Here is a 22,535-nt window from a genome sequence, read left to right as displayed (position 1 = left end):
TCCGGCAACGCACGCGCCACGCCAGGCTGAAAAGACAAAGGGCCGCTCATTCGAGCGGCCCGTTACCATGTCGACCCGGAAAGCGGTCGCCGCGCTCAGCCTTCGAGGCCGCGCGCGAGATCCTTGCGCAGGTCGCCCGCATCCTCCAGGCCGACCGACAACCGGATCAGCCCTTCGCTGATCCCCGCTGCCGCGCGCGCTTCCGGTGTGATGCGAGCGTGCGTGGTCGTCGCGGGATGGGTAATGGTCGACCGCGTGTCGCCGAGGTTGCCGGTGATCGAGATCAGCTTCGTGTTGTCGATCACGCGCCACGCATTCGCGCGCTGCCGTTCGGGCGTATCGCCCTTCAGCTCGAACGACAGGATCGACCCGCCCGCCTTCTGCTGGCGCTTCGCGAGTTCGTGCTGCGGGTGCGATTCGAGGCCCGGATGAAACACGCGTGCGACGGCCGGATGCGAATCGAGCCAGCGTGCAATCTCCAGCGCGTTCGCCGACTGCTTCTCGACGCGCAGCGACAGCGTCTCCATCCCCTTCAGCAGCACCCACGCGTTGAACGCCGACAGCGTCGGGCCCGCGCTGCGCACGAACGGGAACACCTTGCCCATGATGAATTCCTTCGAGCCGACCAGCGCGCCGCCGAGTACACGGCCCTGACCGTCGAGGAATTTCGTCGCCGAGTGCATCACGACATCCGCGCCGAGTTTCAGCGGCTGCTGCAGCACCGGGCTGCAGAAACAGTTGTCGACGACGAACAGCGCGTTCGATGCCTTCGCGATCTTGCCGATCGCCTCGATGTCGGCGAGTTCGGTCAGCGGGTTCGACGGCGTCTCGAGGAAGAACATCTTCGTTTCCGGCCGCACGGCTTCCTTCCATGCGTTCAGGTCGGTCGGGTCGACGAAGGTCGTCGTGATGCCGAACTTGCTGAAGATCTGCGAGAACATCCCGAGCGTCGAGCCGAACAGGCTGCGCGAGCTGACGAGGTGGTCGCCGGCCTGCAGCGCGGCCATCACGACCGACATGATCGCGGCCATCCCCGACGCGGTGGCGATGCACGCCTCGCCGCCCTCGAGCGCCGCGAGACGCTCCTGGAACATGGTGACGGTCGGGTTCGTGAAGCGCGAATAGGTGAAGTAGTCTTCCGAATTCGCGAAGCGCTCGGCCGCGTCGGCCGCGCTCTGGAAGCAAAAGCTCGACGTGAGGAACAGCGCTTCCGAGTGCTCGTTGAAGTCGCTGCGCAGCGTGCCCGCCCGCACGGCAAGCGTGTCGAAGTTGAGGGAGTCGTCCATGTTCCGTTTTCCGTATTCGATGACCGCGCGTGTCGCGCAAGCCAGGTCAAAACCAGGCCAAAACAAAAAGCCCGCTATGCGTCGGCATCAGCGGGCTTCGGTGCGGTACGACAGCGATCGACTCGGGCCGACTGCCGCCGGCCTTCGCTTTAGCTGTTTTGGGAAGTCGCCCCGCGTCCGCAAGCTGAATCAAATCGACGCAAGGCCACATCCTATCACGCTTCGTCAAAAGCGTGCGCCGGTGTCACTCGACCGACAGCTGCAGGTTCATCTGCGAGCGTTGGGTGTCGCCGGCCGTATCGCGATCGGCTTGCGATGCCGGCGTGAGGCGCGCGCGCTCGATCGTATCGAGATACTCGGGCGTCACGTCGCCGGTAATGTAGTTGCCGTCGAAGCACGACGCCTCGAAGCCCTCGAGCTTCGGGTTGATGTCGCGCACCGCGCGGCGCAGGTCGTCGACGTCCTGGTAGATCAGGTGGTCGGCGCCGATGATCTTCGCGACTTCGTCGTCGGTGCGGCCGTGCGCGACGAGCTCGCCGCGCGTCGGCATGTCGATACCGTACACGTTCGGGAACTTCACGGGCGGCGCCGCCGATGCGAAGATCACCGACTTCGCGCCCGCATCGCGCGCCATCTGCACGATTTCATGCGAGGTCGTGCCGCGCACGATCGAATCGTCGACGATCAGCACGTTCTTGTCCTTGAACTCGATGCTCATCGCGTTGAGCTTCTGGCGCACCGACTTCTTGCGCACGGCCTGGCCCGGCATGATGAAGGTACGGCCAACGTAGCGATTCTTGAAGAAGCCTTCGCGATACTCGACGCCGAGCTTCGCGGCGACCTGCATCGCAGCCGGGCGCGACGAATCGGGAATCGGCATCACGACGTCGATCGGCACGTTCGGCAGCTCGCGCTTGATCTTCTCGGCGAGATAATCGCCCATGCGCAGGCGCACGTTGTAGACCGGCACGCCGTCGAGGCACGAATCCGGACGCGCGAGGTACACGTATTCGAACATGCACGGATTCAGCGTCGGCTGCTCCGCGCACTGCTGGCTGTGGAAGTTGCCGGCCGGGTCGATGAAGATCGCCTCGCCCGGCTGCACGTCGCGCACGAATTCGAAGCCGATGCCTTCGACCGCGACCGACTCCGACGCGACCATCCACTCGGTGCCGTGCTCGGTCTCGAGCTTGCCGATACAGAGCGGGCGGATGCCGAACGGATCGCGGAACGCGAGCAGGCCGTAGCCGGCGATCAGCGACACGATCGCGTACGAGCCCTGCAGGCGGCGATGCACGCCCGAGACGGCCTTGAACACCGACGCGGGATCGAGCTCGAGGCCCGTGGTCGACAGTTGCAGCTCGTGCGCGAACACGTTGAGCAGCACTTCGCTGTCGGAATTGGTGTTGATGTGCCGGCGATCGATCCGGAACATCTCGTCCTTCAGTTGCTGCCAGTTCGTCAGGTTGCCGTTGTGCGCCAGGATGATCCCGAACGGCGCGTTCACGTAGAACGGCTGCGCCTCGGCTTCGCTCGACGCCGAACCGGCCGTCGGGTAGCGAACCTGGCCGATACCGTAGGTGCCGGGCAGGCTGCGCATGTTGCGCGTGCGGAACACGTCGCGCACCATGCCGTTCGCCTTGTACATGTGGAAATTGCTGCCGTCCGCCGTCGCGATGCCCGCTGCGTCCTGACCGCGATGCTGCAGCAGCAGCAAGCTGTCATAGATCAGCTGATTGACGGGGGATTGGGAGATAACGCCTACGATGCCGCACATGGCATGTCCTTCAGAATGACAAAATCGGTTCCGTCCTGCCCGGCCGCGTCGTCACACGCGTACGTACTGGGCCATGCCGTCGGGCAGGAGCTGCTTCAGCTCGTGCACGCCCTGTTCGGCGAAAGGACGCAATAGCGCATTGCGCCAGAAATCCTGTTTGGGCAGTTCGGTCAACCCGGCCGCCGCGACCAGCAGCACCACCAGCACGCAGCCGCGGACGAGCCCGAACATCATGCCCAGCGAGCGGTCGACGCCGCCCAGGCCACTCGCCTGCGCGATCCGCGACAGCAGCGCGTTCGCGACGCCGGCGACCAGCACCACGCCGATCACGAGCAACGCGAAGGCGATCACCCACTGCGTCAGCGCGCCGCCCGGCCAGTTCGCCGGAATGTACGGCACGACCAGCCCGACGTAGCGACCGGCGATCACGATCGCCGCGATCCAGCCGATCAGCCCGAAAATCTCCGATACGAAGCCGCGCCACGCACCGCGCAGCGCCGACAACACGATCACCGCCAATACAGCGTAGTCGAAAGCCGTCAGCATCGTGCGTTATTGCGTCAGACCGGCTTCGCGCACCTTCGCGATCGCGGCGGAAGCCGCCGCGCGATCCGCGAACGGGCCCGCACGCAGCAGTGTAGCCGTGCTGCCGTCTGCCTGCTTGCGATGCTCGACATATGCGGGCACGCCCGCCGATTTCAACTTGGTGGCCCACGAACGGGCCGTCGCGTCATCCTTGAACGAACCGAGCTGCACCGCGAAGCGCGCGCCGGCCGGCGACGACGGCGACGAAGCGTCGCTGCTGTCCGGGCTGGCGGCGTCGGTATTCGCGACGGCTGCGGGCGCGGGTGCAGGCTTCGGCGCAGCCGGCTTCGCCGCGGGGGCAGCCGGTTTCGGCGCAGGCTTCGGCGGCGTCACGGCCGCCGTGGTCGTGGTATCGGGTTTCGCGGCCGGCTTGTCGGCATCCGTCGGCGCGGCCGCAACGGCCACATCGGATGCCGGCGGTTCGTCGTGCGCGACGCCCGCCTGTACGTCGGACGCGTCATCGTCGCGCGGCGCGACCGCCTGGTGCGCGGGACGATTCGGGATGTCGATGGCGATGTCGTCCGTGACCGGCTTCGGGTGCGAATCGAGCACCATCGGCAGCACGATCACGGCCGCGACGACGAGCGCGATCGCACCGACGAGGCGGCGACGCGCGCGTTGCTTTTCTGGAAGGGTCGGATCGAGGAGCAGTGCGTCCGATTCCGGACGCTCGGTGCGGCGCGAGCGTCGCTCGACGCGTTCGGTGCGCTCCGTGCGCACGTTCCGGGAGGCCCCGGTGCGACCGCCGCGCCGCGGGGGCGCGTCGTCGTCTTTTTTGCCGAACGAGAAAATTCCCATGAATGGCTGAGTCCGAAACTGCCCGTCAGTCAGTGTTGCTGCGATTTACGGTAGGCCAGCACGCCGGCAACCGTATGGAAACTGCCGAAAACCACGATTCTATCATTTTCGGATGCTCTTTTTAGTGCATCGCGAAACGCTTCGGCGGGCGACGTGTAACGCGTGACGCTCGAATCGGGCCCTTCCTCCACGCCGGCCTTGCCCAGCGCGGCTTCGAGCTGCTCCGCGGACGCCGCGCGCGGCAGCGGCAGGTCGGTCACGCACCAGTGGTCGATCTCGCCCTTCAGGTGCTGCAGCACGCCGTCGATGTCCTTGTCGTGCATCGCGCCGAACACCGCGTACGTGTACGGGAAGAAACCCATGTTGCCGAGGTTCTGCTCGAGCACGGCCGACGCATGCGGATTGTGCGCGACGTCCAGCACGATCGCCGGCTTGCCGGGCAGCACCTGGAAGCGCCCCGGCAGTTCGACGTTCGCGAGGCCGAGCCGGATGTCCTGCGCCGACACCGGCAGCACCGGGCGCAGCGCTTCGAGCGCGGCGAGCGCGGCCGACGCATTGATCAGCTGATTCGCCCCGCGCAGCGCCGGATACGCGAGCGCCGGATAGCGCTTCTCGCGACCGAGGTAGCTCCACTGCTGGCGCTCCGCGCCTGCCTGCGCCTCGTAGCGGAAATCGCGGCCGACCAGCCACAGGTCGGCGCCGATCGCTTCGGCGTGGTCGATCAGCGTTTGCGGCGCGGCCGGATCGCCGCAGATCGCCGGCTTGCCGGCACGGAAGATCCCGGCCTTCTCGAAGGCGATCTTCTCGCGCGTGTCGCCGAGATATTCGGTGTGGTCGATGTCGATGCTCGTGACGATCGCGCAATCGGTATCGATGATATTGACCGCATCGAGCCGGCCGCCGAGGCCGACTTCGAGGATCACGGCGTCGAGCCCGCGCGATGCGAACAGATGCAGGATCGCGAGCGTCGTGAATTCGAAGTACGTGAGCGACACGGGCTCGGGCAACGACGTGCGCGCCGCTTCGACGGCCTCGAAGTGCGGCAGCAGCTCGTCATCGGTGACGTTCTGACCGTTTACGCGCGCGCGCTCGTTGAATTCGAGCAGGTGCGGCGACGTGTGGCAACCGACCTTGTAGCCCGCGCGCACGAGGATCGTCTCGAGGAACGCGCAGGTCGAGCCCTTGCCGTTCGTGCCGCCGACGGTGATGACGGGGCACGCGAATTCGAGCTGCAGCGCCGCCTTGACCTGCCCGATGCGGGTCAGGCCCATGTCGATGCCGACCGGGTGCGCGCGCTCGAGATGCGAAAGCCACGCGTCGAGAGTGGGAAAAGTGCTCATCGGTTCAAATCTGGATCGGGACCGCCACTACGCCAAAAAAAACGAAGCGCGCCGCCTGGCGCTGAAGCCAGGCGACGCGCAGTGTTCACAACCTCTCGCCGGTCAAGCCAGCGCGTCAGCCGGCTGTCGCTGCAGCAGCGCGAGCAACTGCGCGATCTCGTCGCGCATCTTGCGGCGGTCGACGATCATGTCGATCGCGCCCGTCTTCAGCAGGAATTCGGCGCGCTGGAAGCCTTCCGGCAGCTTCTCGCGGACCGTCTGCTCGATCACGCGCGGGCCGGCGAAGCCGATCAGCGCCTTCGGTTCGGCGATCACGACGTCGCCGAGGAAGGCAAAGCTCGCCGACACGCCACCCATCGTCGGGTCGGTCAGCACCGAGATGAACGGCAGCTTCGCTTCGGCCAGCTTGGTCAGCATCGCGGTGGTTTTCGCCATCTGCATCAGCGACAGCAGGCTTTCCTGCATCCGCGCGCCGCCCGAAGCGGTGAAGCAGATGAACGGCACCTGCTGTTCCAGCGCGTTCTGCGCGCCGCGTGCGAAGCGCTCGCCGACCACCGAGCCCATCGAGCCGCCCATGAACGAGAACTCGAAGCAGGCCGCGACCACCGGCAGCGTGTGGATCGCACCGCCCATCACGACCATCGCGTCGGTTTCGCCCGTGTCGTCCATCGCTTCCTTCAGACGATCGGGGTACTTGCGGCTGTCCTTGAACTTCAGCGAATCGACCGGCACGATTTCCTGGCCGATTTCATAGCGGCCTTCCGGATCGAGCAGCCCGTCGAGACGCTCACGCGCACCGATGCGCATGTGGTGATCGCACTTCGGGCACACGTGCAGGTTCGCGTCCACGTCGTTGCGGTACAGCACCGCCTCGCAGGACGGGCACTTGACCCACAGGCCTTCCGGAATGCCCTTGCGGCTTTTCGGGTCGGTCTGCTTGATCTTCGGCGGCAACAGTTTGTCGAGCCAGCTCATCGTATGGTTTCCTGTTCCGTGGCGGGCCGGGCCGCGTGGCCCGTTCCCGCTTCCTGTGTTGTGTTTATCGCGCCGTCTTGCCCGCGCCGTCCAGCGCGGCGCGCAGCTCGGCGATGAATGCCTTCAGCGCGGCGGCGGCGCCTTCCGGCGCGGCGCTTTCAAGCAGCTGCACGAGGCGACTGCCGATCACGACGGCGTCCGACACTTCGGCCACCGCGCGCGCCGTTTCGGCATCGCGGATGCCGAAGCCGACGCCTACCGGAACCGGCACGCGCGACTTGATGGCCGGGATTTTACCCGCAATGCTCGAAACATCCAGATTTCCCGCACCGGTCACGCCCTTGAGCGACACGTAATACACGTAGCCGCTCGCGATCTTGCCGACGTCGGCGATGCGTTCGTCGGTCGACGTGGGCGCGAGCAGGAAGATCGGATCGATCTGCGCGGCACGCATTTTCTCGGCGAACACGCCCGCCTCTTCCGGCGGATAGTCGACGACGAGCACGCCGTCGACCCCGGCCGCCTGCGCTTCGGCCGCGAACGCGTCGACGCCCATCCGCTCGATCGGGTTCGCATAGCCCATCAGCACGACGGGGGTTTTGGGGTCGGTTTCGCGAAAGCGCTTCACGTCGGCGAGCACGCTCTTGAGCGTGACGCCGCGCGCGAGTGCGCGTTCCGACGAGCGCTGGATCACGGGGCCGTCGGCCATCGGGTCCGAGAACGGCACGCCGAGTTCGATCACGTCCGCGCCGCCTTCGGCGAGCGCGTGCATGAATTCGACGGTTTTGGCCGGATCGGGGTCGCCGGCCGTGATGAACGGGATCAGGCCCTTACGGCCTTGTTCGGCGAGCGCGGCGAAGGTCTGCTGAATACGGGACATGGCAATTTTCCTGGATGCGTTGCGTTCGACGATGCGGCGGCGCGATTCACGCGCACACCGGCGCAGCGAGCGCGTTCACACGCTCGTGCGCGATCGCACAATAGCTTTCGTTGATCTCGTAGCCTACGAAGTCGCGCCCCTGCCGTGCGCAGGCCACCGCGGTCGTGCCGCTGCCCATGAACGGATCGAGCACGCGGCCGCCCGGCGGGCAGCTTGCGAGCACCATCCGCTCGATGATTTCCAGCGGCTTCTGGGTCGGATGATCGACGCGCTCCGCGTGCTGCCGGTGCAGGCGCGAGACCGACCAGACGTCCTTCGGGTTGTAGCCCATCTCCAGCCACTTGCTGCCTTCGAACAGCTTGCGCGAGCGGGCCTTCTTCGTGTCGGCGTCGTACGGGATGCGGACCGGATCGAGATCGAAGTAATACGCCTTGGAAACCGCGAAAAAGCCGATGTTGTCGTGCACCGACGTGAAACGGCGCGTCGTGCCGCCCATGCTCGGCACGCGCCGGTCCCATATGATCTCGTTGACCATCGTGAGCTGCGTCTTCAGGAAACTGAAGATTTCCGGCGCGTACTGCCACGTGCAGAAGATGTACATCGACCCGCTCGACTTCAGCTTCGGAATCGCGAGCTCGAGCCACTCGCGCGTCCACGCGAGGAAGTCGTCGCCCGAACGCTTGTCCGAGTCGTTGCCGTAGTCCTTGCCGAGCCCGTACGGCGGATCGGCGACGATCAGGTCGATCGACGCGTCCGGCAGATGCGCGGCATGGGTCAGGAAATCGCGGTTGTGCAATTCGATACCGGACGGCAGCGCGCGCGGCACGGCAGCGGCGGGCTGAACCGCCCCCGCCTCGCTCGCGGCACCGCCGCCCGGTTCTTCGATCAGGTCACGCATCGGTCGGGGTCAGAGCTCGATGCCCGATCGCTCGGCGACCGTGTGCATGTCCTTGTCGCCACGGCCCGACAGGTTGACGAGCAGGATCTTGTCCTTCGGCAACGTCGGTGCGAGCTTCACGCCATATGCGATCGCGTGGCTCGACTCGAGCGCGGGAATGATCCCCTCGATCCGGCAGCAGTCGTGGAACGCCTTCAGCGCTTCCTCGTCGGTGATGCCGACGTACTGCGCACGGCCGCTGTCCTTCAGCCACGCGTGCTCGGGGCCGACGCCCGGATAGTCGAGGCCCGCCGACACCGAATGCGTCTCGATGATCTGGCCGTTGTCGTCCTGCAGCAGATAAGTGCGATTGCCGTGCAGCACGCCCGGGCTGCCGGCGATCAGCGACGCCGCGTGATGCCCCGTGTCGATGCCGTCGCCGGCTGCTTCGACGCCGATCAGTTGCACCGACTTGTCGTCGATGTACGGATAGAAGATGCCCATCGCGTTCGAACCGCCGCCCACGCAGGCGATCACCGCGTCAGGCTGCCGGCCGGCGAGTTCGGGCATCTGCACCTTGCACTCGTCGCCGATCACGCGCTGGAAGTCGCGCACCATCATCGGGTACGGGTGCGGGCCCGCGACCGTGCCGATGATGTAGAACGTGTTCTCGATGTTCGTGACCCAATCGCGCATCGCTTCGTTCAGCGCGTCCTTCAGCGTGCGCGAACCCGATTCGACCGGCACGACCGTCGCTCCAAGCAGCTTCATCCGGTAGACGTTCGCGGCCTGGCGGCGCACGTCTTCCGAACCCATGTAGACGACGCACTCCATCCCGAAGCGGGCGCAGATCGTCGCGGTCGCGACGCCGTGCTGGCCGGCGCCCGTCTCGGCAATCACGCGCTTCTTGCCCATGCGCTTCGCGAGCAGCGCCTGGCCGATCACGTTGTTGATCTTGTGCGCGCCCGTGTGGTTCAGGTCTTCGCGCTTCAGGTAGATCTGCGCGCCGCCGAGCATCTCGCTCCAGCGCTGCGCGTGATAGATCGGCGACGGGCGGCCGACGAAATGCTTCAGCTCGCGCTCGAATTCGGCGACGAAATCGGGATCGTTCTGGAATTTTTCATACGCCGCGCGCAGTTCGTCCAGCGCGTGAATCAGCGTCTCGGCGACGAACGTGCCGCCGTAAGGGCCGAAGTGGCCACGATCATCAGGAAGGTTGTACATGGTGTCTCTCTCGATCGGTCGGCGGGCCCCGCTGTCGGGGCCGCACCGGCTTGCATCACCCGGCGTCCGCTTCGCGCACCGCGCGTACGAACGCCGCCATCCGGGCGTGATCCTTCACGCCCTTCGCGCCCTCCACTTCGATGCCACTCGAGACATCGACAGCAAACGGGCGCAACTGGCGAATCGCATCACCGACGTTTTGCGCGCTCAAGCCACCACTCAAAACGGCCCGATGCGCGAGCTCTGCGGGAATAAGAGACCAATCGAAGACCTTGCCGCTACCACCGTAATCCGGCACCAGGGTGTCGAACAGGAGGCCGCGCGCTTTCGAATAACGAAGACCCGATTCTACCAAATCGGCCGATTGCGTCGAGGGGCCCACGCGCACCGCGCGCAGCCACGGCAGGCGCGCCGCGCGGCCGAGCGCATCGCACTGCTCGGGCGTCTCGTCGCCATGGAACTGCAGCAGCGTGAGCGGCACGTCGCGTACGACGGCCTCGATCTCGGCCTCGGTCGCGTTCACGAACAACCCGACCACCGACACGAACGGCGGCGCGAGGCGCGCCAACTCGGCCGCCTGCGCGATCGATACCGCACGCGGGCTCTTCGGGTAGAACACGAGGCCGATCGCATCGGCACCGAGCGCGGCCGCGTGCAGCACGTCCTCGGGGCGCGACAGCCCGCACAGCTTGATGCGGGTGCGCGGCGGCAGGCCGGCCGCGGCGGAAGTCGAGGGAGACACGGCGTGATCCGTCATGATTGCGGGTCCAGATCGGCCCAGACGCTGCTCCACGGCACACTGCCGAGCTGCGCGGGCGGGACGGCGAATTCCGCCGGGTAGCCGACATGGGCGAGATACAGCCCGTCGGCCATGAATGTGGGCGCCGCGAGATTGCGGTCGCGCCCGGCCAGCACGTCGGCGAGCCAGTCGGCCGGATAGCGGCCGCGCCCGACCGCGACGAGGCAGCCCATCAGGTTGCGCACCATATGGTGCAGGAACGCGTTGGCGCGGAACCGGAAATGAACGAAATGGGCCACGCGCCGCACGTCGATCTGGTACAGGTGTTTGACCGGCGTCTTCGACTGGCATTCCGACGACCGGAACGACGAGAAATCGTGCTCGCCGATCAGGTGCGCGGCGGCGGCGCGCATCGCGTCGTCGTCGAGCGGCGTATGAATCCACCCGGCACGCCCCGCGAGCATCGGCGAGCGCACGGGGTGCACGTAGAGCGCGTAGTAATACGTGCGTTCGAATGCCGAGAAACGTGCATGGAACGTGTCCGGCATCGGCTTCGCCCATTGCACCGCCACGGTCGGCGGCAGGAACGCGTTGGTGCCGCGCACCCACGAGAAAACCTCGCGATCGAGATCGGTATCGAAGTGCACGACCTGCCCGAGCCCGTGCACGCCCGTGTCGGTCCGCCCGGCCACCGTCGTATGCAGCGGCACGCGCGCGAACTCGGCCAGTGCGTGCTCGAGACGATCCTGCACGGTCTTGCCGTGCGGCTGCGCCTGCCAGCCGCAGAACGCCGCGCCGTCGTACTGAATGCCGAGCGCGATCCGCATCACGCCTCGTCCGCCAGTTTCGCGAGCAGCGCACGCGCATCGTCGCGCGTCGCAATGTCGTTCGCGTCGACCACTTCCTGCAGCAGCGTCCGCGCACCGGACAGGTCGCCCAGCTCGACGTACTCGGACGCGAGGTCGAGTTTGTTCCGCGCGATGCGGGCAAGCTCGTCCGGCGTCAGGGCCGGCAACGCAGCGCCCGGCGCGGACGGCAGGTCGAGATCGAAATCGAGCTTCAGCGCGCCGAAGTGCGCGCCACCGAGCGGCGGCAGCGGCGACGTCGCAATCGGGCTGCCCGCTTGGCTCGCAGGCGTCGCTGCGTCCGGATCCCAATCGAACTCGTCGTCCTGGTCGGCCGGATGTTCCGGGGCCGGATCGTTCGAGTCAACTGGCAGGTGCTGCGCGGCTTGACCGTTAGTTGCGATTTTGCCGGTGTCGGACTGCCCTGCTTGCGCAGCCGGCTCATCCGCCGCCAGCGACAGCTCGTCCGGCATGCGCGGCGGCAACGGCATGTCGAGGCTGTTGAGCGCGCTGATCGCGTTCTGCATCAGCGCCGCGTGCTGCGCTTCGGCAGCCGCGGGTGCGGCCGGTGTCTCGGCAAGCTTTTCCGCCGGCTTTTCGGCAGCGACGTGCTCTTCCGGCTCGGCTACGCTCGGAGCCGGAGCCGCCTCGCTCGCGGGAGGCTCCGCAGCGCGCGCGGTCGGCAATTCGGGCTGCTCGCCGTGGGGCGCCGCTTCTTCCGGCGCCGGCGATACATCCGTATCCGGCGTCTCGACCGTCTCCGCCGCTGCGGCAGTCGCCGCGGCAAGGCTCAAGTCGGAAGCTGCATCGCGTGCGACCGGCATCTCGGGCCGGATCGGCAACTCCGGTTCGACGGACGGCGCGGCTTCGGCTTCAGCCGCCGTAGCCGCTGCACCGCTCGCTGCGACCGGTGCAGCCGGCGCACCGGCACCCGTCTCTTCCGTGCGACGGCCTTTCCGGCGCTTGCGCCACGCGAAACCTGCCGCGAGGACGATGACGGCCGCACCGGCCACCGCGGCCGGACGCCAGTCCATCTGCTCGTGACTGCGTGCCGGTGCCACGACCGGCGCGGCCGATTGCGCAGGCGCCGATACCGATGCCGGCTGCACTGCGCCGGCAGCCACGCCTGACGCCGCTTCGCCTGTGATCGGCGCGGCAGCGGACGCGCCCGCGTCGCTTGCGGCCGGACGCGGCGCGGCAGGTGCCGGGGCCGGCGCCGGCGTAACGCCGTTCGCCGGGGCCGGCTTGCCGATACCGTGCTTCTGCAACTCCATCAGCACCCGGTTCTTCAGCGCCAGCAGTTGCTGAAGGCTCGACGGCCGCGGCTGCGACGCGGCTGTGACAGGTGCCGCGCCGGCCGGTGCGTTCATGCCGGAAACCTGGCTGCCCGGCGCAAGCGGGATTGCGACACCGCTCGCGGACGATGGCGCCGACTGGATCGTGCCGCTCCACACATGCGGCCCGCTTGCACCGGCAACGGACGCCGCCGGCTGCATGCTTTCGACAGCCGATGCGCCGTGTGCAGCCGAAGCGCCGACCGATGCCGACGCGCCAGCAGCCGTCGCTACGCTCGCACCGCTGACAGGAGCCGCATGCGCGGCGGGCGCCACCGGCGCGGAGTGCACGGTCGACCCCGGATGCGGTGCGGACGCGCCATGCTGCGAAACTGCCGTGCCGCCCGACGCGGCGGCGGGCGCGGACGCTGCCGCCGCACCGGACGCTGCGGATGCACCTGCAGGCACGAGTGCCGCGCCTGTCGCGTCGAGCGACGGCACGGTCAGCGTCGCGCCGACCTTCAGGCGGCTCGCGTCGTGCTTCATGAATGCTTGCGGATTGGCATCGAACAAGGCGCGGCCGGCGCGCGCGAGCACGCCGGGATCGCGCGACTGCGTGGCCGCTTTCGCGATGTCGTTCAGCGACTGGCCCGGCTGGACCGTCACGGTAAGCGGCACTGCGCCGCCGGCAGCGGACGCCGGCAGTTCGTCGGTGCCGGCGGCCCAGGCCGATGCGGTTGCGCCGAGCGCCAGGATCGCCAGCGCGCCACGCACGGCGCGCGACAAACGGGACTGACGCGGAAACAAGGAAATTCGGGACATCGTTGGCTCTATCGCCGCGCGCAGGCGCGGCTCGGTTTCGCGGTTGAAAGCGTCAATAAAGTTGCCGCAGAAATGCAAAAGCGTCGCGTGGAACGCGACGCTTTCGGCGGGTCTGTGCGTCGTAGCCGCATAGTTTACTTCACGCGATCGGGTTCGGGCCGAATTCGTCGCCGACGGGTGCAACCGATCGTGAGCACGCGTCGGTGCGTCCCGAGATCGGGCCGCGTTGACGCCCGAGTGCGCACGCTGCAGCGTGCGCCGTCGATCGATCGGAAGCATGTCCGTCACGGATGAAAAAAACGTCCGGCCGCATCGCATCCCGAACGCATGTCGCAGCCTTTTCTCGCTCAACGGTGCGGTTCGCACGACCCGGGCCCGACGCAGTGGCACGGCCGGGGAATCAGCTACGTTTGTTCAATAATTCGCGCCGCCTGCCGTTAATGGAACAACAAGCGCCAATCAAAATAAATCCAGCCAACCACCCTCCCATTCAAATAAATTTCAATTGATCGATAAGAGGCCAATTTCCCTTTCTTATCGTCAATTTGAATACTTTCGCCGCAAAACCTCCGCCCCACAAGGCTCTTCAGCCTCACCCCCGCGTAATTACTCATACGAAAACGATCATTTCGAAAGCAATTCAATTACATTACACAAAATTACACAGATCAAATAATTGCCGTCGCTAGGATCATCTTCAAACAAGAATCGGCGCAGTTCGACCATCGCGCCCGCACCCGCCGGAAAAGCGGGAACGCGGTCGGCCTGGCTGACGCCGTGAGGTGCCAGGGAGGCATCGCGCAGTCGCACGACTGCATTTACTCACCAGCTCGTTACGGGGATCGAACATGGGCTATCAACAGGGTTTGAGCGGGTTGGCCGGCGCGGCGAACCATCTCGACGTGATCGGCAACAACATCGCAAACGCAAACACGGTTGGCTTCAAGCAGGGTCGCGCGAACTTCGCCGACATGTACGCGAATTCGGTCGCGACGTCGACCAACACGCAGATCGGCATCGGCACGCGGCTCGCATCGGTGCAGCAACAATTCGGCCAGGGGACGATCAACACGACGAAGTCGTCGCTCGACATCGCGATCAACGGCAACGGCTTCTTCCAGATGTCGAACAACGGCGTGACGACGTACTCGCGCGACGGCGTATTCCACCGCGACAAGAGCGGCGCCATCGTCGACGCGCAAAACCGCAACCTGATGGGCTATGCGGCAGGCCCGGGCGGCGTCATCAACACCGCGGCGACCGTGCCGCTGCAGGCACCGACCAGCAACATCTCGCCGCAGGCGACGACGAAGATCACCGGCCAGTTCAACCTGAACTCGCAGGACAAGGTGCCGGCCAAGACGCCGTTCAACGCGGGCGACAACACCACGTACAACTACAATTCGTCAATTCAGGTGTACGACACGCTCGGCGGCGCGCAACAGGTCTCGATGTATTTCACGAAGAACGCGGCCGGCGCCTGGCAGGCCTACGCGGGCGTGCAAGGCCAGACGCCGACGAATCTCGGCACCGTCACCTTCGACGCGTCGGGCCGGATCAGCTCGACGACATCGGCCGCAACCGGCCAGCCGACGCCGAGCCTCGGCCAGTTCGCGTTCTCGATCCCCAACGCGTCGGGCGGCGCCAATCCGCAGAACCTGACGCTCGACCTGAGCGGCACGACGCAGTTCGGCGGAAAAAGCGGCGTGAACAATCTCGCACAGGACGGCTTCGCGAGCGGCACGCTGACGACGTTCTCGATCGGCACCGACGGCAAGCTCACCGGCAATTACTCGAACGGCCAGAGCGCGGTGCTCGGCCTGATCGCGCTCGCGAATTTCAACAACCCGAACGGGCTCGAGAACATCGGCGGCAATCAGTATGTGGAAACCGCCGCGTCGGGTGTGCCGCAGATCTCCGCGCCGGGCAGCACGAACCACGGCACGCTGCAGGGGAGCGCGCTGGAAAACTCGAACGTCGACCTGACATCCGAGCTCGTGAACCTGATCAAGGCGCAGCGCGACTACCAGGCCAATGCGCAGACGATCAAGACCCAGCAGACCGTCGACCAGACGCTCCTGAACATGCGCTGACCCGCGCATGAAAAACGCGCCGCGCCAGCCTTGATATCGTCAAGGCCGACGCGGCGCGCGATCTTGTGCACCGCGGGCCCGCGTATCGCGGGCCGGTTATCCCGCTTACTTGTCGAGCAGGATGCGCAGCATGCGGCGCAGCGGCTCGGCCGCGCCCCACAGCAGCTGGTCGCCGACCGTGAACGCCGACAGGTATTCACCGCCCATCGCGAGCTTGCGCAGGCGGCCGACCGGCACCGTCAGCGTGCCCGTGACGTTCGCCGGCGACAGGTCGCGCATCGACGCTTCACGCTCGTTCGGCACGACCTTCACCCAGTCGTTCGCCGATGCGAGGATGCCGTTGATCTCGTCGAGCGGCACGTCCTTGTTCAGCTTGATCGTCAGCGCCTGCGAGTGACAGCGCATCGCGCCGATCCGCACGCACAGGCCGTCGACCGGGATCGAACCCGGCTCGCCCATGGCCGGCTTGCCGAGAATCTTGTTGGTTTCCGCGCCGCCCTTCCACTCTTCCTTCGACATCCCGTTGCCGAGATCCTTGTCGATCCACGGAATCAGCGAGCCCGCGAGCGGCACGCCGAAGTGGCTGGTCGGCATCGCATCGCTGTTCATCGCGGCCAGCACGCGGCGGTCGATATCGAGGATAGCGGAAGCCGGATCGGCGAGTTGCGCCTGAACCGCGCCGTTCAGCGTACCCATCTGCGACAGCAGCTCGCGCATGTTCTGCGCGCCCGCGCCCGATGCGGCCTGGTAGGTCATCGCCGTCATCCAGTCGACGAGGTTCTCGCGGAACAGGCCGCCGAGCGCCATCAGCATCAGGCTGACCGTGCAGTTGCCGCCGATGAAGTTCTTCGTGCCCTTGACGAGCGCATCCTTGATCACGTCGAGGTTGACCGGATCGAGGATGATGACCGCGTCGTCCTTCATCCGCAGCGACGATGCCGCATCGATCCAGTAACCGTTCCAGCCGGCCGCGCGCAGCTTCGGGAACACGTCGTTCGTGTAGTCGCCGCCCTGGCACGTGATGATCACGTCGCACTTCTTCAGCTCGTCGACGTTGGTCGCATCCTTGAGCGTAGTCTCGTTTTTCGCGAACGACGGCGCTTTGCCGCCCGTGTTGCTGGTGCTGAAAAACACCGGTTCGATCAGGTCGAAATCGCCCTCTTCCTGCATGCGCTGCATCAGGACGCTGCCGACCATGCCGCGCCAACCTACGAGACCTACGTTCATGACTAACCCTTTGATGGAGCTTCCCCGCCATTTCCGTCCCCGATGTGACCGCGCGGGGAAATAGGCGGGCACGACGGACGATCAGCGTTTAATGATCGTTTTCGTGATAATGGTTTTCGTGATGACGATGGCGCGCGCACCCGCACGGGCTGTGTTGCCGTGGAGTTTCAAGACCGGGGAGATCAGGGAAATAAGCGCCATCGTTCGAGTCTACACAAAGCCGGTGGCCCGCACAACGGCCAACCGCATGCGAACCGGCCGATTTCGCGGCCCGTTCGCACCCTTTCTACATGACCGCGTTACAGCGCCGCGACCACCGCGTCGCCCATCGCTGTCGTACCGACCTGCCGGCAGCCCGGCGTCGCAATGTCGCCCGTCCGGTAGCCCTGTTCGAGAACCGTTTTCACCGCGCGCTCGATCCGATCGGCCTGCTCCGCACGATTCAGCGAGTAGCGCAGCATCATCGCGGCCGACAGGATCGTCGCGAGCGGGTTCGCGATGCCCTTGCCCGCGATGTCCGGCGCCGAACCGTGCGACGGCTCGTACAGGCCCTTGTTGTTCTTGTCGAGCGACGCCGACGGCAGCATGCCGATCGAGCCCGTCAGCATCGACGCCTCATCCGACAGGATGTCGCCGAACATGTTGCCCGTGACGATCACGTCGAATTGCTTCGGCGCCTTCGCCAGCTGCATCGCCGCATTGTCGACGTACATGTGCGACAGCTCGACGTCCGCGTATTCCTTCGACACGTCGATCATGATGTCGCGCCAAAACTGCGACGTCTCGAGCACGTTCGCCTTGTCGACCGACAGCAGCTTCTTCGCGCGCTTGCGGGCCGCCTGGAACGCGACGTGCGCGATGCGGCGCACTTCCGGTTCCGAATAACGCATCGTGTCGAAACCTTCGCGCTCGCCGGCGAACGGGCCGTCCGGCGCGGCGCGCACGCCGCGCGGCTGGCCGAAGTAGATGTCGCCGTTCAGTTCGCGCACGATCAGGATGTCGAGGCCCGCGACCAGCTCGGGCTTCAGCGGCGATGCATCGACGAGCTGCGGATAGCAGATCGCCGGGCGGAAGTTCGCGAACAGCTCGAGGTGCTTGCGCAGCCCGAGGATCGCCTGCTCGGGGCGCAGTGCGCGCTCGAGTGAATCGTACTTCCAGTCGCCCACCGCGCCGAACAGGATCGCATCGGCTTCCTTCGCGAGCTTCAGCGTCGCGTCCGGCAGCGGATGGCCGCTTGCCTCGTAGCCCGCGCCGCCGACCGGCGCCTGTTCGAGTTCGAACTTCTCGTCGAGTGCGTTCAGCACCTTCACGGCTTCATTGACGATTTCCGGACCGATGCCGTCGCCGGGCAGCACTGCAATCTTCATGCGAAATTCCTGACTGGGTAGGTTTTTATGGAGGCAGGCCGGCGAACGCGCCGCCGGCGCGCCCGCCCGAAAGGCACGATCAGCCGACCAGCTTGGTGTTGAGCCACGGCTGCTTCACCAGGCGCTCGGCTTCGAACTGGCGAATCTTGTCCGCGTGGCGCAGCGTGAGGCCGATGTCGTCGAAGCCGTTCAGCAGGCAGTACTTGCGGAACGCGGTGATCTCGAACGGATACTCGCGGCCGTCGCCCGTGCGCACGACCTGCGCGTCGAGGTCGACCGTGACCTCGAAGCCGTTGAACGCGACCGTCTCGTTGAACAGGTGATCGACCTGCTGCTCGGTCAGCACGATCGGCAGCAGGCCGTTCTTGAAGCAGTTGTTGAAGAAAATATCCGCGAAGCTCGGCGCGATGATCGCGCGGAAGCCGTACTGCTGCAGCGCCCACGGCGCGTGCTCACGCGAGCTGCCGCAGCCGAAGTTCTTGCGTGCGAGCAGCACGGATGCGCCCTGGTAGCGCGGCTGGTTCAGCACGAAATCGGGATTCAGCGGACGCTTCGAGTTGTCCTGGCCCGGCTCGCCGTGATCGAGGTAACGCCACTCGTCGAACGCGTTCGGACCGAAGCCCGTGCGCTTGATCGACTTCAGGAACTGCTTCGGGATGATCGCGTCGGTGTCGACGTTCTCGCGATCGAGCGGCGCCACGACGCCGGTATGTACTGTGAATTTTTCCATGATCCGTCTATCCGGTTGGAGGGCCGGCTTTCAGCCGGCGCACATCGACAAATTCTCGGCGGGAATCGTCACTCCGCGGCGCGCTTCAGCGCGTTGCCGGCGGCGTTGACGTCCTGCCCGAAGCCCTGGACGGTATTGCAGCCCGCGAGGCCGAAGCCCAGCCCCGCCAGCGCCAGTGCGGCAACCAGCCGCGCAATGACCTTCGATGCCGTCACGCGTCACCCCAGCTTGCGAATGTCGACGAAGTGACCTTCGATCGCCGCGGCCGCCGCCATCGCGGGGCTCACGAGGTGCGTGCGTCCGCCCGCGCCCTGCCGGCCTTCGAAGTTGCGGTTCGACGTCGACGCGCAGCGTTCGCCCGGATCGAGCCGGTCGGCGTTCATCGCGAGGCACATCGAGCAGCCCGGTTCGCGCCATTCGAAGCCCGCATCCGTGAACACCTTGTCGAGCCCTTCGCGCTCGGCCTGCGCCTTCACGAGGCCCGAGCCCGGCACGACCATCGCGAGCCGAATGTTCGACGCGATGCGACGGTTCAGCTTCTTCACGACATACGCGGCCGCGCGGATGTCCTCGATTCGCGCGTTCGTGCACGAGCCGATGAAGATCTTGTCGACCTTGATCGATTCGATCGGCGTGTTCGGCTCGAGCGCCATGTAGGCCAGCGCACGTTCCATCGCATCACGCTTGACCGGATCCTTCTCGCGCTCGGGATCGGGCACGCGACCGTCGATCGACGTGACCATTTCCGGCGACGTGCCCCACGTGACCTGCGGGACGATTTCGGCTGCGTTCAACTCGACCACGCGGTCGAACTGCGCACCGTCGTCCGACTTGAACTGGCGCCAGTATTCGACGGCCTGGTCCCATTCCGCGCCGGTCGGCACGAACGGGCGGCCTTTCAGGTAATCGATCGTCGTATCGTCGACGGCGACCATGCCTGCGCGCGCACCGGCTTCGATCGCCATGTTGCAGACGGTCATGCGGCCTTCCATCGTCAGCGCGCGGATCGTCGAGCCGCCGAATTCGATCGCGTAGCCCGTGCCGCCGGCCGTGCCGATCTTGCCGATGATCGCGAGCACGATGTCCTTCGCGGTACAACCGCGCGGCAGCGTGCCCTCGACCTTCACGAGCATGTTCTTGCTCTTCTTCTGCAGCAGGGTTTGCGTCGCGAGCACGTGCTCGACTTCCGACGTGCCGATGCCGTGCGCGAGCGCGCCGAATGCGCCGTGCGTCGACGTATGCGAATCACCGCACACGATCGTCATGCCCGGCAGCGTCGCGCCCTGCTCCGGCCCGATGATGTGGACGATGCCCTGCCGCACGTCGTTCATCTTGAATTGCGTGATGCCGAACGCATCGCAGTTCGCGTCGAGCGTGTCGACCTGGAGCTTCGAGACGGGATCGGCGATGCCGTGGCTGCGATCGGTGGTCGGCACGTTGTGGTCCGACACGGCCAGGTTCGCGCTGATGCGCCACACCGGACGCTGCGCCATCTTCAGCCCTTCGAACGCCTGCGGGCTCGTGACTTCATGCAGCAGCTGACGGTCGATGTAGAGCAAAGTCGTGCCGTCTTCCTCGGTGTGGACCACGTGGGTGTTCCACAATTTGTCGTAGAGAGTCTGTGCCATGGGTATGCGGGGTCGTTGTGACTACAAGCCTTGCGGATGCGGTCGATTATGCCACGCAGAACGCATCACGGCGCAGGCCGGATGCGAAAAAACCCATTAAAAACAGTGGTTTGGCTGGTAGTGCCAATACCTGTATCGGCATTACCAGCCAAACGGGGCACGCAGGATCCGGCGCAGCGCGATGACGGATCGCGGATCGCGCCGTCCGGGTCGCGCGCCGGTGCGTCGCGGCTTCAGCCGTTCGGATACTCGCGATTGATCAGGGCGAGCCGCAGCATGCCGAGCTGCACGCCCGCATTGCTCATCAGGTAAAGATCGCGCCGCCGCAAGGCCGGCATCGACGCCGACGTGTCGTAGAGCGACGGCAGCGTGACGCCTGCCGGCACGGCGGCCTGCATCCCTGCCGCAGCCGACACGCGCACGGCGATCGACGCCTGATCCGAATGCGTGACGACAGCGACCTTGCCGAGCGCCGCGGCCGAGCCGGCCTGCTTGACGATCGCGGCGGCCACGCCATCGGGCGTCGGTATCGGGCTGCCGGCAGCCAGGGCCGGCGTCGCGATCGACGTCACGCCGGCCGTCAGTCCGTACTTCGATGCGAGCACGCTCGCGACTTCCTGCTGCGCGTAGATCGGGGCCGAGACCTTCTGTCGAAGCTGGAACACGGCGTCGGCGATCGCCTCGTTCACGGGGCCCGGCACCGGTGTGGTGCCGGATGTCGGGGCACGACTGCCGAAGCTGAACGCGGCAATCGTGTTGAGGCCGGCAGCGTCGACGGTCGGCGGCGCCCACGAGAAAAACGTGTCGAACAGGTAGCCCGTTTCGTCGGTGGCGGTCGCGCGATCGTTCAGTTCGTTCGTCAGCTTGCCGAGCATCTGGCGCTGCAATTCCGCATCGGAAACGGGGGCATCATTCGCGAAAGCCGGGGCCACGGATGCGCACGAGGCGGCGAGCAACGAAGTGGAAGCCAGGAAATGGCGGCGGGTCGTCATGGTCATGAGATTCGAGTGAGGAGCAGAAGGCGTCAGCCCTTCGGGAACGCCTGCATCGTCGCGGTCACCGCGCGGGCAAGCATCTGCGCATACATGTCGTGCACGAGATAGAGGCTGCGGTTGCGCGTCCACGGCTGGCCCGATTGCGGGTCGTACATCGTCGGCAGCGACACCTCCGCCACCGCGGCCGCCTTCATGCCCGCCTGCTGCGAGGTCTGGATGCAGCGCTTCGCATGGTCGCGATGGCCGACCACCGCAACGGTGCCCATCGCCGCCGCACCGCCCGCGCGCGACACGGCCACGGCCGCGACACCGGCCGTGCTCAGGTACACGATCGAGCCGTCGCTCGCGATCACCGGCTCGACCGACGACAGCACGTCGGCGCCCATGCCGTACTTCGACACGAGAAAGCGCGCGATCTCCCACTGTGCATAGACCTTCACCGGTTTCAGCTGGCGAATGCGGTACACGGCATCCGCGAGCGCTTCGTTGACGGGCCCCGGGTCGGGCAGCGCCGATTGGTTGCCGCCGGTGCTCGACGTGTTGCCGCTTGCCGCGTTCGGGCGATTGCCGAAGCTGTACGCGACGATCGCACCGATCTGCGCAGCCGGCACCGTCGGCAGATCCCACGTGAAGCCGACATCGGTCAGCGCCGGCACGATCGCGTTGACCGTCGCCGCGTCGCCGAGCTGCGCATTGAGCTTCGCCGACATCTGCGCGGCCAGCGCCGCATCGGTAACGGGCGCCGACGTGACGTCGTCACCACCGCATGCGCTCAACAACGGCGCCACGGCAACCGCGGGCGCGGCAGCCAGGAATTTTCTGCGTAAAGAAGCCGACGGGTTCAGATTCATGAGAAATACGAAATGATGCGAGCAACGCCGGCAGCCTCTCACGGCGTTGCAAATCGCGGGTTCACGGGAAATGACAACCTGACGCGTCGCGCGGTTGGGCGATGGATGGCAGGGTCGACGCTCGAATCGGATCGCTGCGCATCGGTAGATGCGGCGATGCGGGATCGTAGTGGGTATTTATTAAATCGCGATGAACCTGTCGATCGGATGCAAACGCTCGCC

General features: G+C 66.1%; 22 protein-coding genes. 1 reads left to right on the top strand and 21 read right to left on the bottom strand.

The features are described 5' to 3' along the window. Positions 1–95: 95 nt before the first annotated feature. The 13 genes from HWX39_RS10865 to HWX39_RS10805 all read right to left on the bottom strand — a co-directional run bounded on the left by HWX39_RS10865 (position 96) and on the right by HWX39_RS10805 (position 14,232). Entirely contained in the window at positions 96–1,286 is a 1,191-nt protein-coding gene (locus HWX39_RS10865; RefSeq protein ID WP_175967881.1) for an O-succinylhomoserine sulfhydrylase, read from the bottom strand. Between the two features lie 244 nt (positions 1,287–1,530). Continuing rightward, positions 1,531–3,063 carry an amidophosphoribosyltransferase gene (purF, locus tag HWX39_RS10860; RefSeq protein ID WP_174420549.1) on the bottom strand — a complete coding sequence of 511 codons (1,533 nt, stop codon included), beginning with the start codon at positions 3,061–3,063 and terminating at the stop codon, positions 1,531–1,533. Positions 3,064–3,114: 51 nt separating this feature from the next. After that, the gene (locus tag HWX39_RS10855) at positions 3,115–3,609 is read right to left on the bottom strand and encodes a CvpA family protein (RefSeq protein WP_027782633.1); all 495 of its coding nucleotides are present in this window, start codon (positions 3,607–3,609) and stop codon (positions 3,115–3,117) included. 6 nt (positions 3,610–3,615) lie between these two features. Beyond that, positions 3,616–4,446 (bottom strand): SPOR domain-containing protein, encoded by an 831-nt coding sequence (locus tag HWX39_RS10850; RefSeq protein ID WP_175967878.1) that lies wholly within the window; start codon positions 4,444–4,446, stop codon positions 3,616–3,618. Positions 4,447–4,475: 29 nt separating this feature from the next. Next, complete coding sequence (folC, locus tag HWX39_RS10845) at positions 4,476–5,786, bottom strand: bifunctional tetrahydrofolate synthase/dihydrofolate synthase (RefSeq protein ID WP_175967876.1); 1,311 nt, start codon at positions 5,784–5,786, stop codon at positions 4,476–4,478. 102 nt (positions 5,787–5,888) lie between these two features. Continuing rightward, the gene (gene accD, locus HWX39_RS10840; RefSeq protein ID WP_175967873.1) at positions 5,889–6,761 is read right to left on the bottom strand and encodes an acetyl-CoA carboxylase, carboxyltransferase subunit beta; all 873 of its coding nucleotides are present in this window, start codon (positions 6,759–6,761) and stop codon (positions 5,889–5,891) included. A 64-nt stretch (positions 6,762–6,825) separates the two neighbouring features. Continuing rightward, positions 6,826–7,641, bottom strand: coding sequence for a tryptophan synthase subunit alpha (trpA, locus tag HWX39_RS10835; protein ID WP_175967871.1), 816 nt, complete (start codon positions 7,639–7,641; stop codon positions 6,826–6,828). A 46-nt stretch (positions 7,642–7,687) separates the two neighbouring features. Further along, entirely contained in the window at positions 7,688–8,539 is an 852-nt protein-coding gene (locus HWX39_RS10830; RefSeq protein WP_175967869.1) for a site-specific DNA-methyltransferase, read from the bottom strand. Positions 8,540–8,548: 9 nt separating this feature from the next. Next, entirely contained in the window at positions 8,549–9,742 is a 1,194-nt protein-coding gene (gene trpB / locus HWX39_RS10825) for a tryptophan synthase subunit beta (RefSeq protein WP_175967867.1), read from the bottom strand. A 55-nt stretch (positions 9,743–9,797) separates the two neighbouring features. Next, complete coding sequence (locus tag HWX39_RS10820; RefSeq protein ID WP_175955248.1) at positions 9,798–10,499, bottom strand: phosphoribosylanthranilate isomerase; 702 nt, start codon at positions 10,497–10,499, stop codon at positions 9,798–9,800. Next, positions 10,496–11,308 (bottom strand): tRNA pseudouridine(38-40) synthase TruA, encoded by an 813-nt coding sequence (gene truA / locus HWX39_RS10815; RefSeq protein WP_175967865.1) that lies wholly within the window; start codon positions 11,306–11,308, stop codon positions 10,496–10,498. Before truA ends, HWX39_RS10820 begins: the two co-directional genes overlap by 4 nt. Further along, a complete protein-coding gene (locus HWX39_RS10810; protein WP_175967863.1) occupies positions 11,308–13,422 on the bottom strand; it encodes a FimV/HubP family polar landmark protein in 2,115 nt (704 codons plus the stop codon). The genes truA and HWX39_RS10810 overlap by 1 nt, the downstream gene beginning before the upstream one ends. 624 nt (positions 13,423–14,046) lie before the next feature. Then, complete coding sequence (locus HWX39_RS10805; protein ID WP_175967861.1) at positions 14,047–14,232, bottom strand: hypothetical protein; 186 nt, start codon at positions 14,230–14,232, stop codon at positions 14,047–14,049. A gap of 38 nt (positions 14,233–14,270) precedes the next feature. On the opposite strand from HWX39_RS10805, the gene flgE reads away from it, so the two are divergent. After that, the gene (flgE, locus tag HWX39_RS10800) at positions 14,271–15,515 is read left to right on the top strand and encodes a flagellar hook protein FlgE (protein ID WP_175967859.1); all 1,245 of its coding nucleotides are present in this window, start codon (positions 14,271–14,273) and stop codon (positions 15,513–15,515) included. Between the two features lie 105 nt (positions 15,516–15,620). Here flgE and asd read toward each other — a convergent pair whose 3' ends face one another. From asd to HWX39_RS10765, 8 genes are all read right to left on the bottom strand, one after another. Further along, the gene (asd, locus tag HWX39_RS10795) at positions 15,621–16,742 is read right to left on the bottom strand and encodes an aspartate-semialdehyde dehydrogenase (protein ID WP_175955167.1); all 1,122 of its coding nucleotides are present in this window, start codon (positions 16,740–16,742) and stop codon (positions 15,621–15,623) included. 81 nt (positions 16,743–16,823) lie between these two features. Beyond that, positions 16,824–16,943, bottom strand: a complete 120-nt coding sequence (locus tag HWX39_RS36795; protein WP_347879570.1) for a 3-isopropylmalate dehydrogenase — start codon at positions 16,941–16,943, stop codon at positions 16,824–16,826. Between the two features lie 98 nt (positions 16,944–17,041). Beyond that, positions 17,042–18,109 (bottom strand): 3-isopropylmalate dehydrogenase, encoded by a 1,068-nt coding sequence (gene leuB / locus HWX39_RS10790; RefSeq protein ID WP_175967827.1) that lies wholly within the window; start codon positions 18,107–18,109, stop codon positions 17,042–17,044. A gap of 79 nt (positions 18,110–18,188) precedes the next feature. Then, the gene (gene leuD / locus HWX39_RS10785; RefSeq protein WP_175955163.1) at positions 18,189–18,839 is read right to left on the bottom strand and encodes a 3-isopropylmalate dehydratase small subunit; all 651 of its coding nucleotides are present in this window, start codon (positions 18,837–18,839) and stop codon (positions 18,189–18,191) included. A 68-nt stretch (positions 18,840–18,907) separates the two neighbouring features. Continuing rightward, the gene (locus tag HWX39_RS10780; RefSeq protein WP_021158717.1) at positions 18,908–19,054 is read right to left on the bottom strand and encodes an entericidin A/B family lipoprotein; all 147 of its coding nucleotides are present in this window, start codon (positions 19,052–19,054) and stop codon (positions 18,908–18,910) included. A 3-nt stretch (positions 19,055–19,057) separates the two neighbouring features. Further along, positions 19,058–20,467, bottom strand: a complete 1,410-nt coding sequence (gene leuC, locus HWX39_RS10775; protein WP_175967825.1) for a 3-isopropylmalate dehydratase large subunit — start codon at positions 20,465–20,467, stop codon at positions 19,058–19,060. A 233-nt stretch (positions 20,468–20,700) separates the two neighbouring features. After that, positions 20,701–21,459, bottom strand: coding sequence for a Tat pathway signal protein (locus HWX39_RS10770; RefSeq protein ID WP_175968511.1), 759 nt, complete (start codon positions 21,457–21,459; stop codon positions 20,701–20,703). Positions 21,460–21,491: 32 nt separating this feature from the next. After that, positions 21,492–22,313, bottom strand: coding sequence for a hypothetical protein (locus tag HWX39_RS10765; RefSeq protein WP_175967822.1), 822 nt, complete (start codon positions 22,311–22,313; stop codon positions 21,492–21,494). Between the last annotated feature and the right edge of the window lie 222 nt (positions 22,314–22,535).

It is taken from the genome of Burkholderia sp. BCC0322, from assembly GCF_902833045.1.
Classification (GTDB): domain Bacteria; phylum Pseudomonadota; class Gammaproteobacteria; order Burkholderiales; family Burkholderiaceae; genus Burkholderia.
The sequence above is the reverse complement of the archived record's forward strand: the minus strand, read 5'-3'. Positions and strand labels throughout refer to the sequence as shown.

What these genes read in the sequence shown, in the direction of transcription:
- HWX39_RS10865 (WP_175967881.1), bottom strand. Translation starts at nt 1,286, where the DNA reads ATGGACGACTCCCTCAACTTCGACACGCTTGCCGTGCGGGCGGGCACG.
- purF (WP_174420549.1), bottom strand. Translation starts at nt 3,063, where the DNA reads ATGTGCGGCATCGTAGGCGTTATCTCCCAATCCCCCGTCAATCAGCTG.
- HWX39_RS10855 (WP_027782633.1), bottom strand. Translation starts at nt 3,609, where the DNA reads ATGCTGACGGCTTTCGACTACGCTGTATTGGCGGTGATCGTGTTGTCG.
- HWX39_RS10850 (WP_175967878.1), bottom strand. Translation starts at nt 4,446, where the DNA reads ATGGGAATTTTCTCGTTCGGCAAAAAAGACGACGACGCGCCCCCGCGG.
- folC (WP_175967876.1), bottom strand. Translation starts at nt 5,786, where the DNA reads ATGAGCACTTTTCCCACTCTCGACGCGTGGCTTTCGCATCTCGAGCGC.
- accD (WP_175967873.1), bottom strand. Translation starts at nt 6,761, where the DNA reads ATGAGCTGGCTCGACAAACTGTTGCCGCCGAAGATCAAGCAGACCGAC.
- trpA (WP_175967871.1), bottom strand. Translation starts at nt 7,641, where the DNA reads ATGTCCCGTATTCAGCAGACCTTCGCCGCGCTCGCCGAACAAGGCCGT.
- HWX39_RS10830 (WP_175967869.1), bottom strand. Translation starts at nt 8,539, where the DNA reads ATGCGTGACCTGATCGAAGAACCGGGCGGCGGTGCCGCGAGCGAGGCG.
- trpB (WP_175967867.1), bottom strand. Translation starts at nt 9,742, where the DNA reads ATGTACAACCTTCCTGATGATCGTGGCCACTTCGGCCCTTACGGCGGC.
- HWX39_RS10820 (WP_175955248.1), bottom strand. Translation starts at nt 10,499, where the DNA reads ATGACGGATCACGCCGTGTCTCCCTCGACTTCCGCCGCGGCCGGCCTG.
- truA (WP_175967865.1), bottom strand. Translation starts at nt 11,308, where the DNA reads ATGCGGATCGCGCTCGGCATTCAGTACGACGGCGCGGCGTTCTGCGGC.
- HWX39_RS10810 (WP_175967863.1), bottom strand. Translation starts at nt 13,422, where the DNA reads ATGTCCCGAATTTCCTTGTTTCCGCGTCAGTCCCGTTTGTCGCGCGCC.
- flgE (WP_175967859.1), top strand. Translation starts at nt 14,271, where the DNA reads ATGGGCTATCAACAGGGTTTGAGCGGGTTGGCCGGCGCGGCGAACCAT.
- asd (WP_175955167.1), bottom strand. Translation starts at nt 16,742, where the DNA reads ATGAACGTAGGTCTCGTAGGTTGGCGCGGCATGGTCGGCAGCGTCCTG.
- HWX39_RS36795 (WP_347879570.1), bottom strand. Translation starts at nt 16,943, where the DNA reads ATGGCGCTTATTTCCCTGATCTCCCCGGTCTTGAAACTCCACGGCAAC.
- leuB (WP_175967827.1), bottom strand. Translation starts at nt 18,109, where the DNA reads ATGAAGATTGCAGTGCTGCCCGGCGACGGCATCGGTCCGGAAATCGTC.
- leuD (WP_175955163.1), bottom strand. Translation starts at nt 18,839, where the DNA reads ATGGAAAAATTCACAGTACATACCGGCGTCGTGGCGCCGCTCGATCGC.
- leuC (WP_175967825.1), bottom strand. Translation starts at nt 20,467, where the DNA reads ATGGCACAGACTCTCTACGACAAATTGTGGAACACCCACGTGGTCCAC.
- HWX39_RS10770 (WP_175968511.1), bottom strand. Translation starts at nt 21,459, where the DNA reads ATGACGACCCGCCGCCATTTCCTGGCTTCCACTTCGTTGCTCGCCGCC.
- HWX39_RS10765 (WP_175967822.1), bottom strand. Translation starts at nt 22,313, where the DNA reads ATGAATCTGAACCCGTCGGCTTCTTTACGCAGAAAATTCCTGGCTGCC.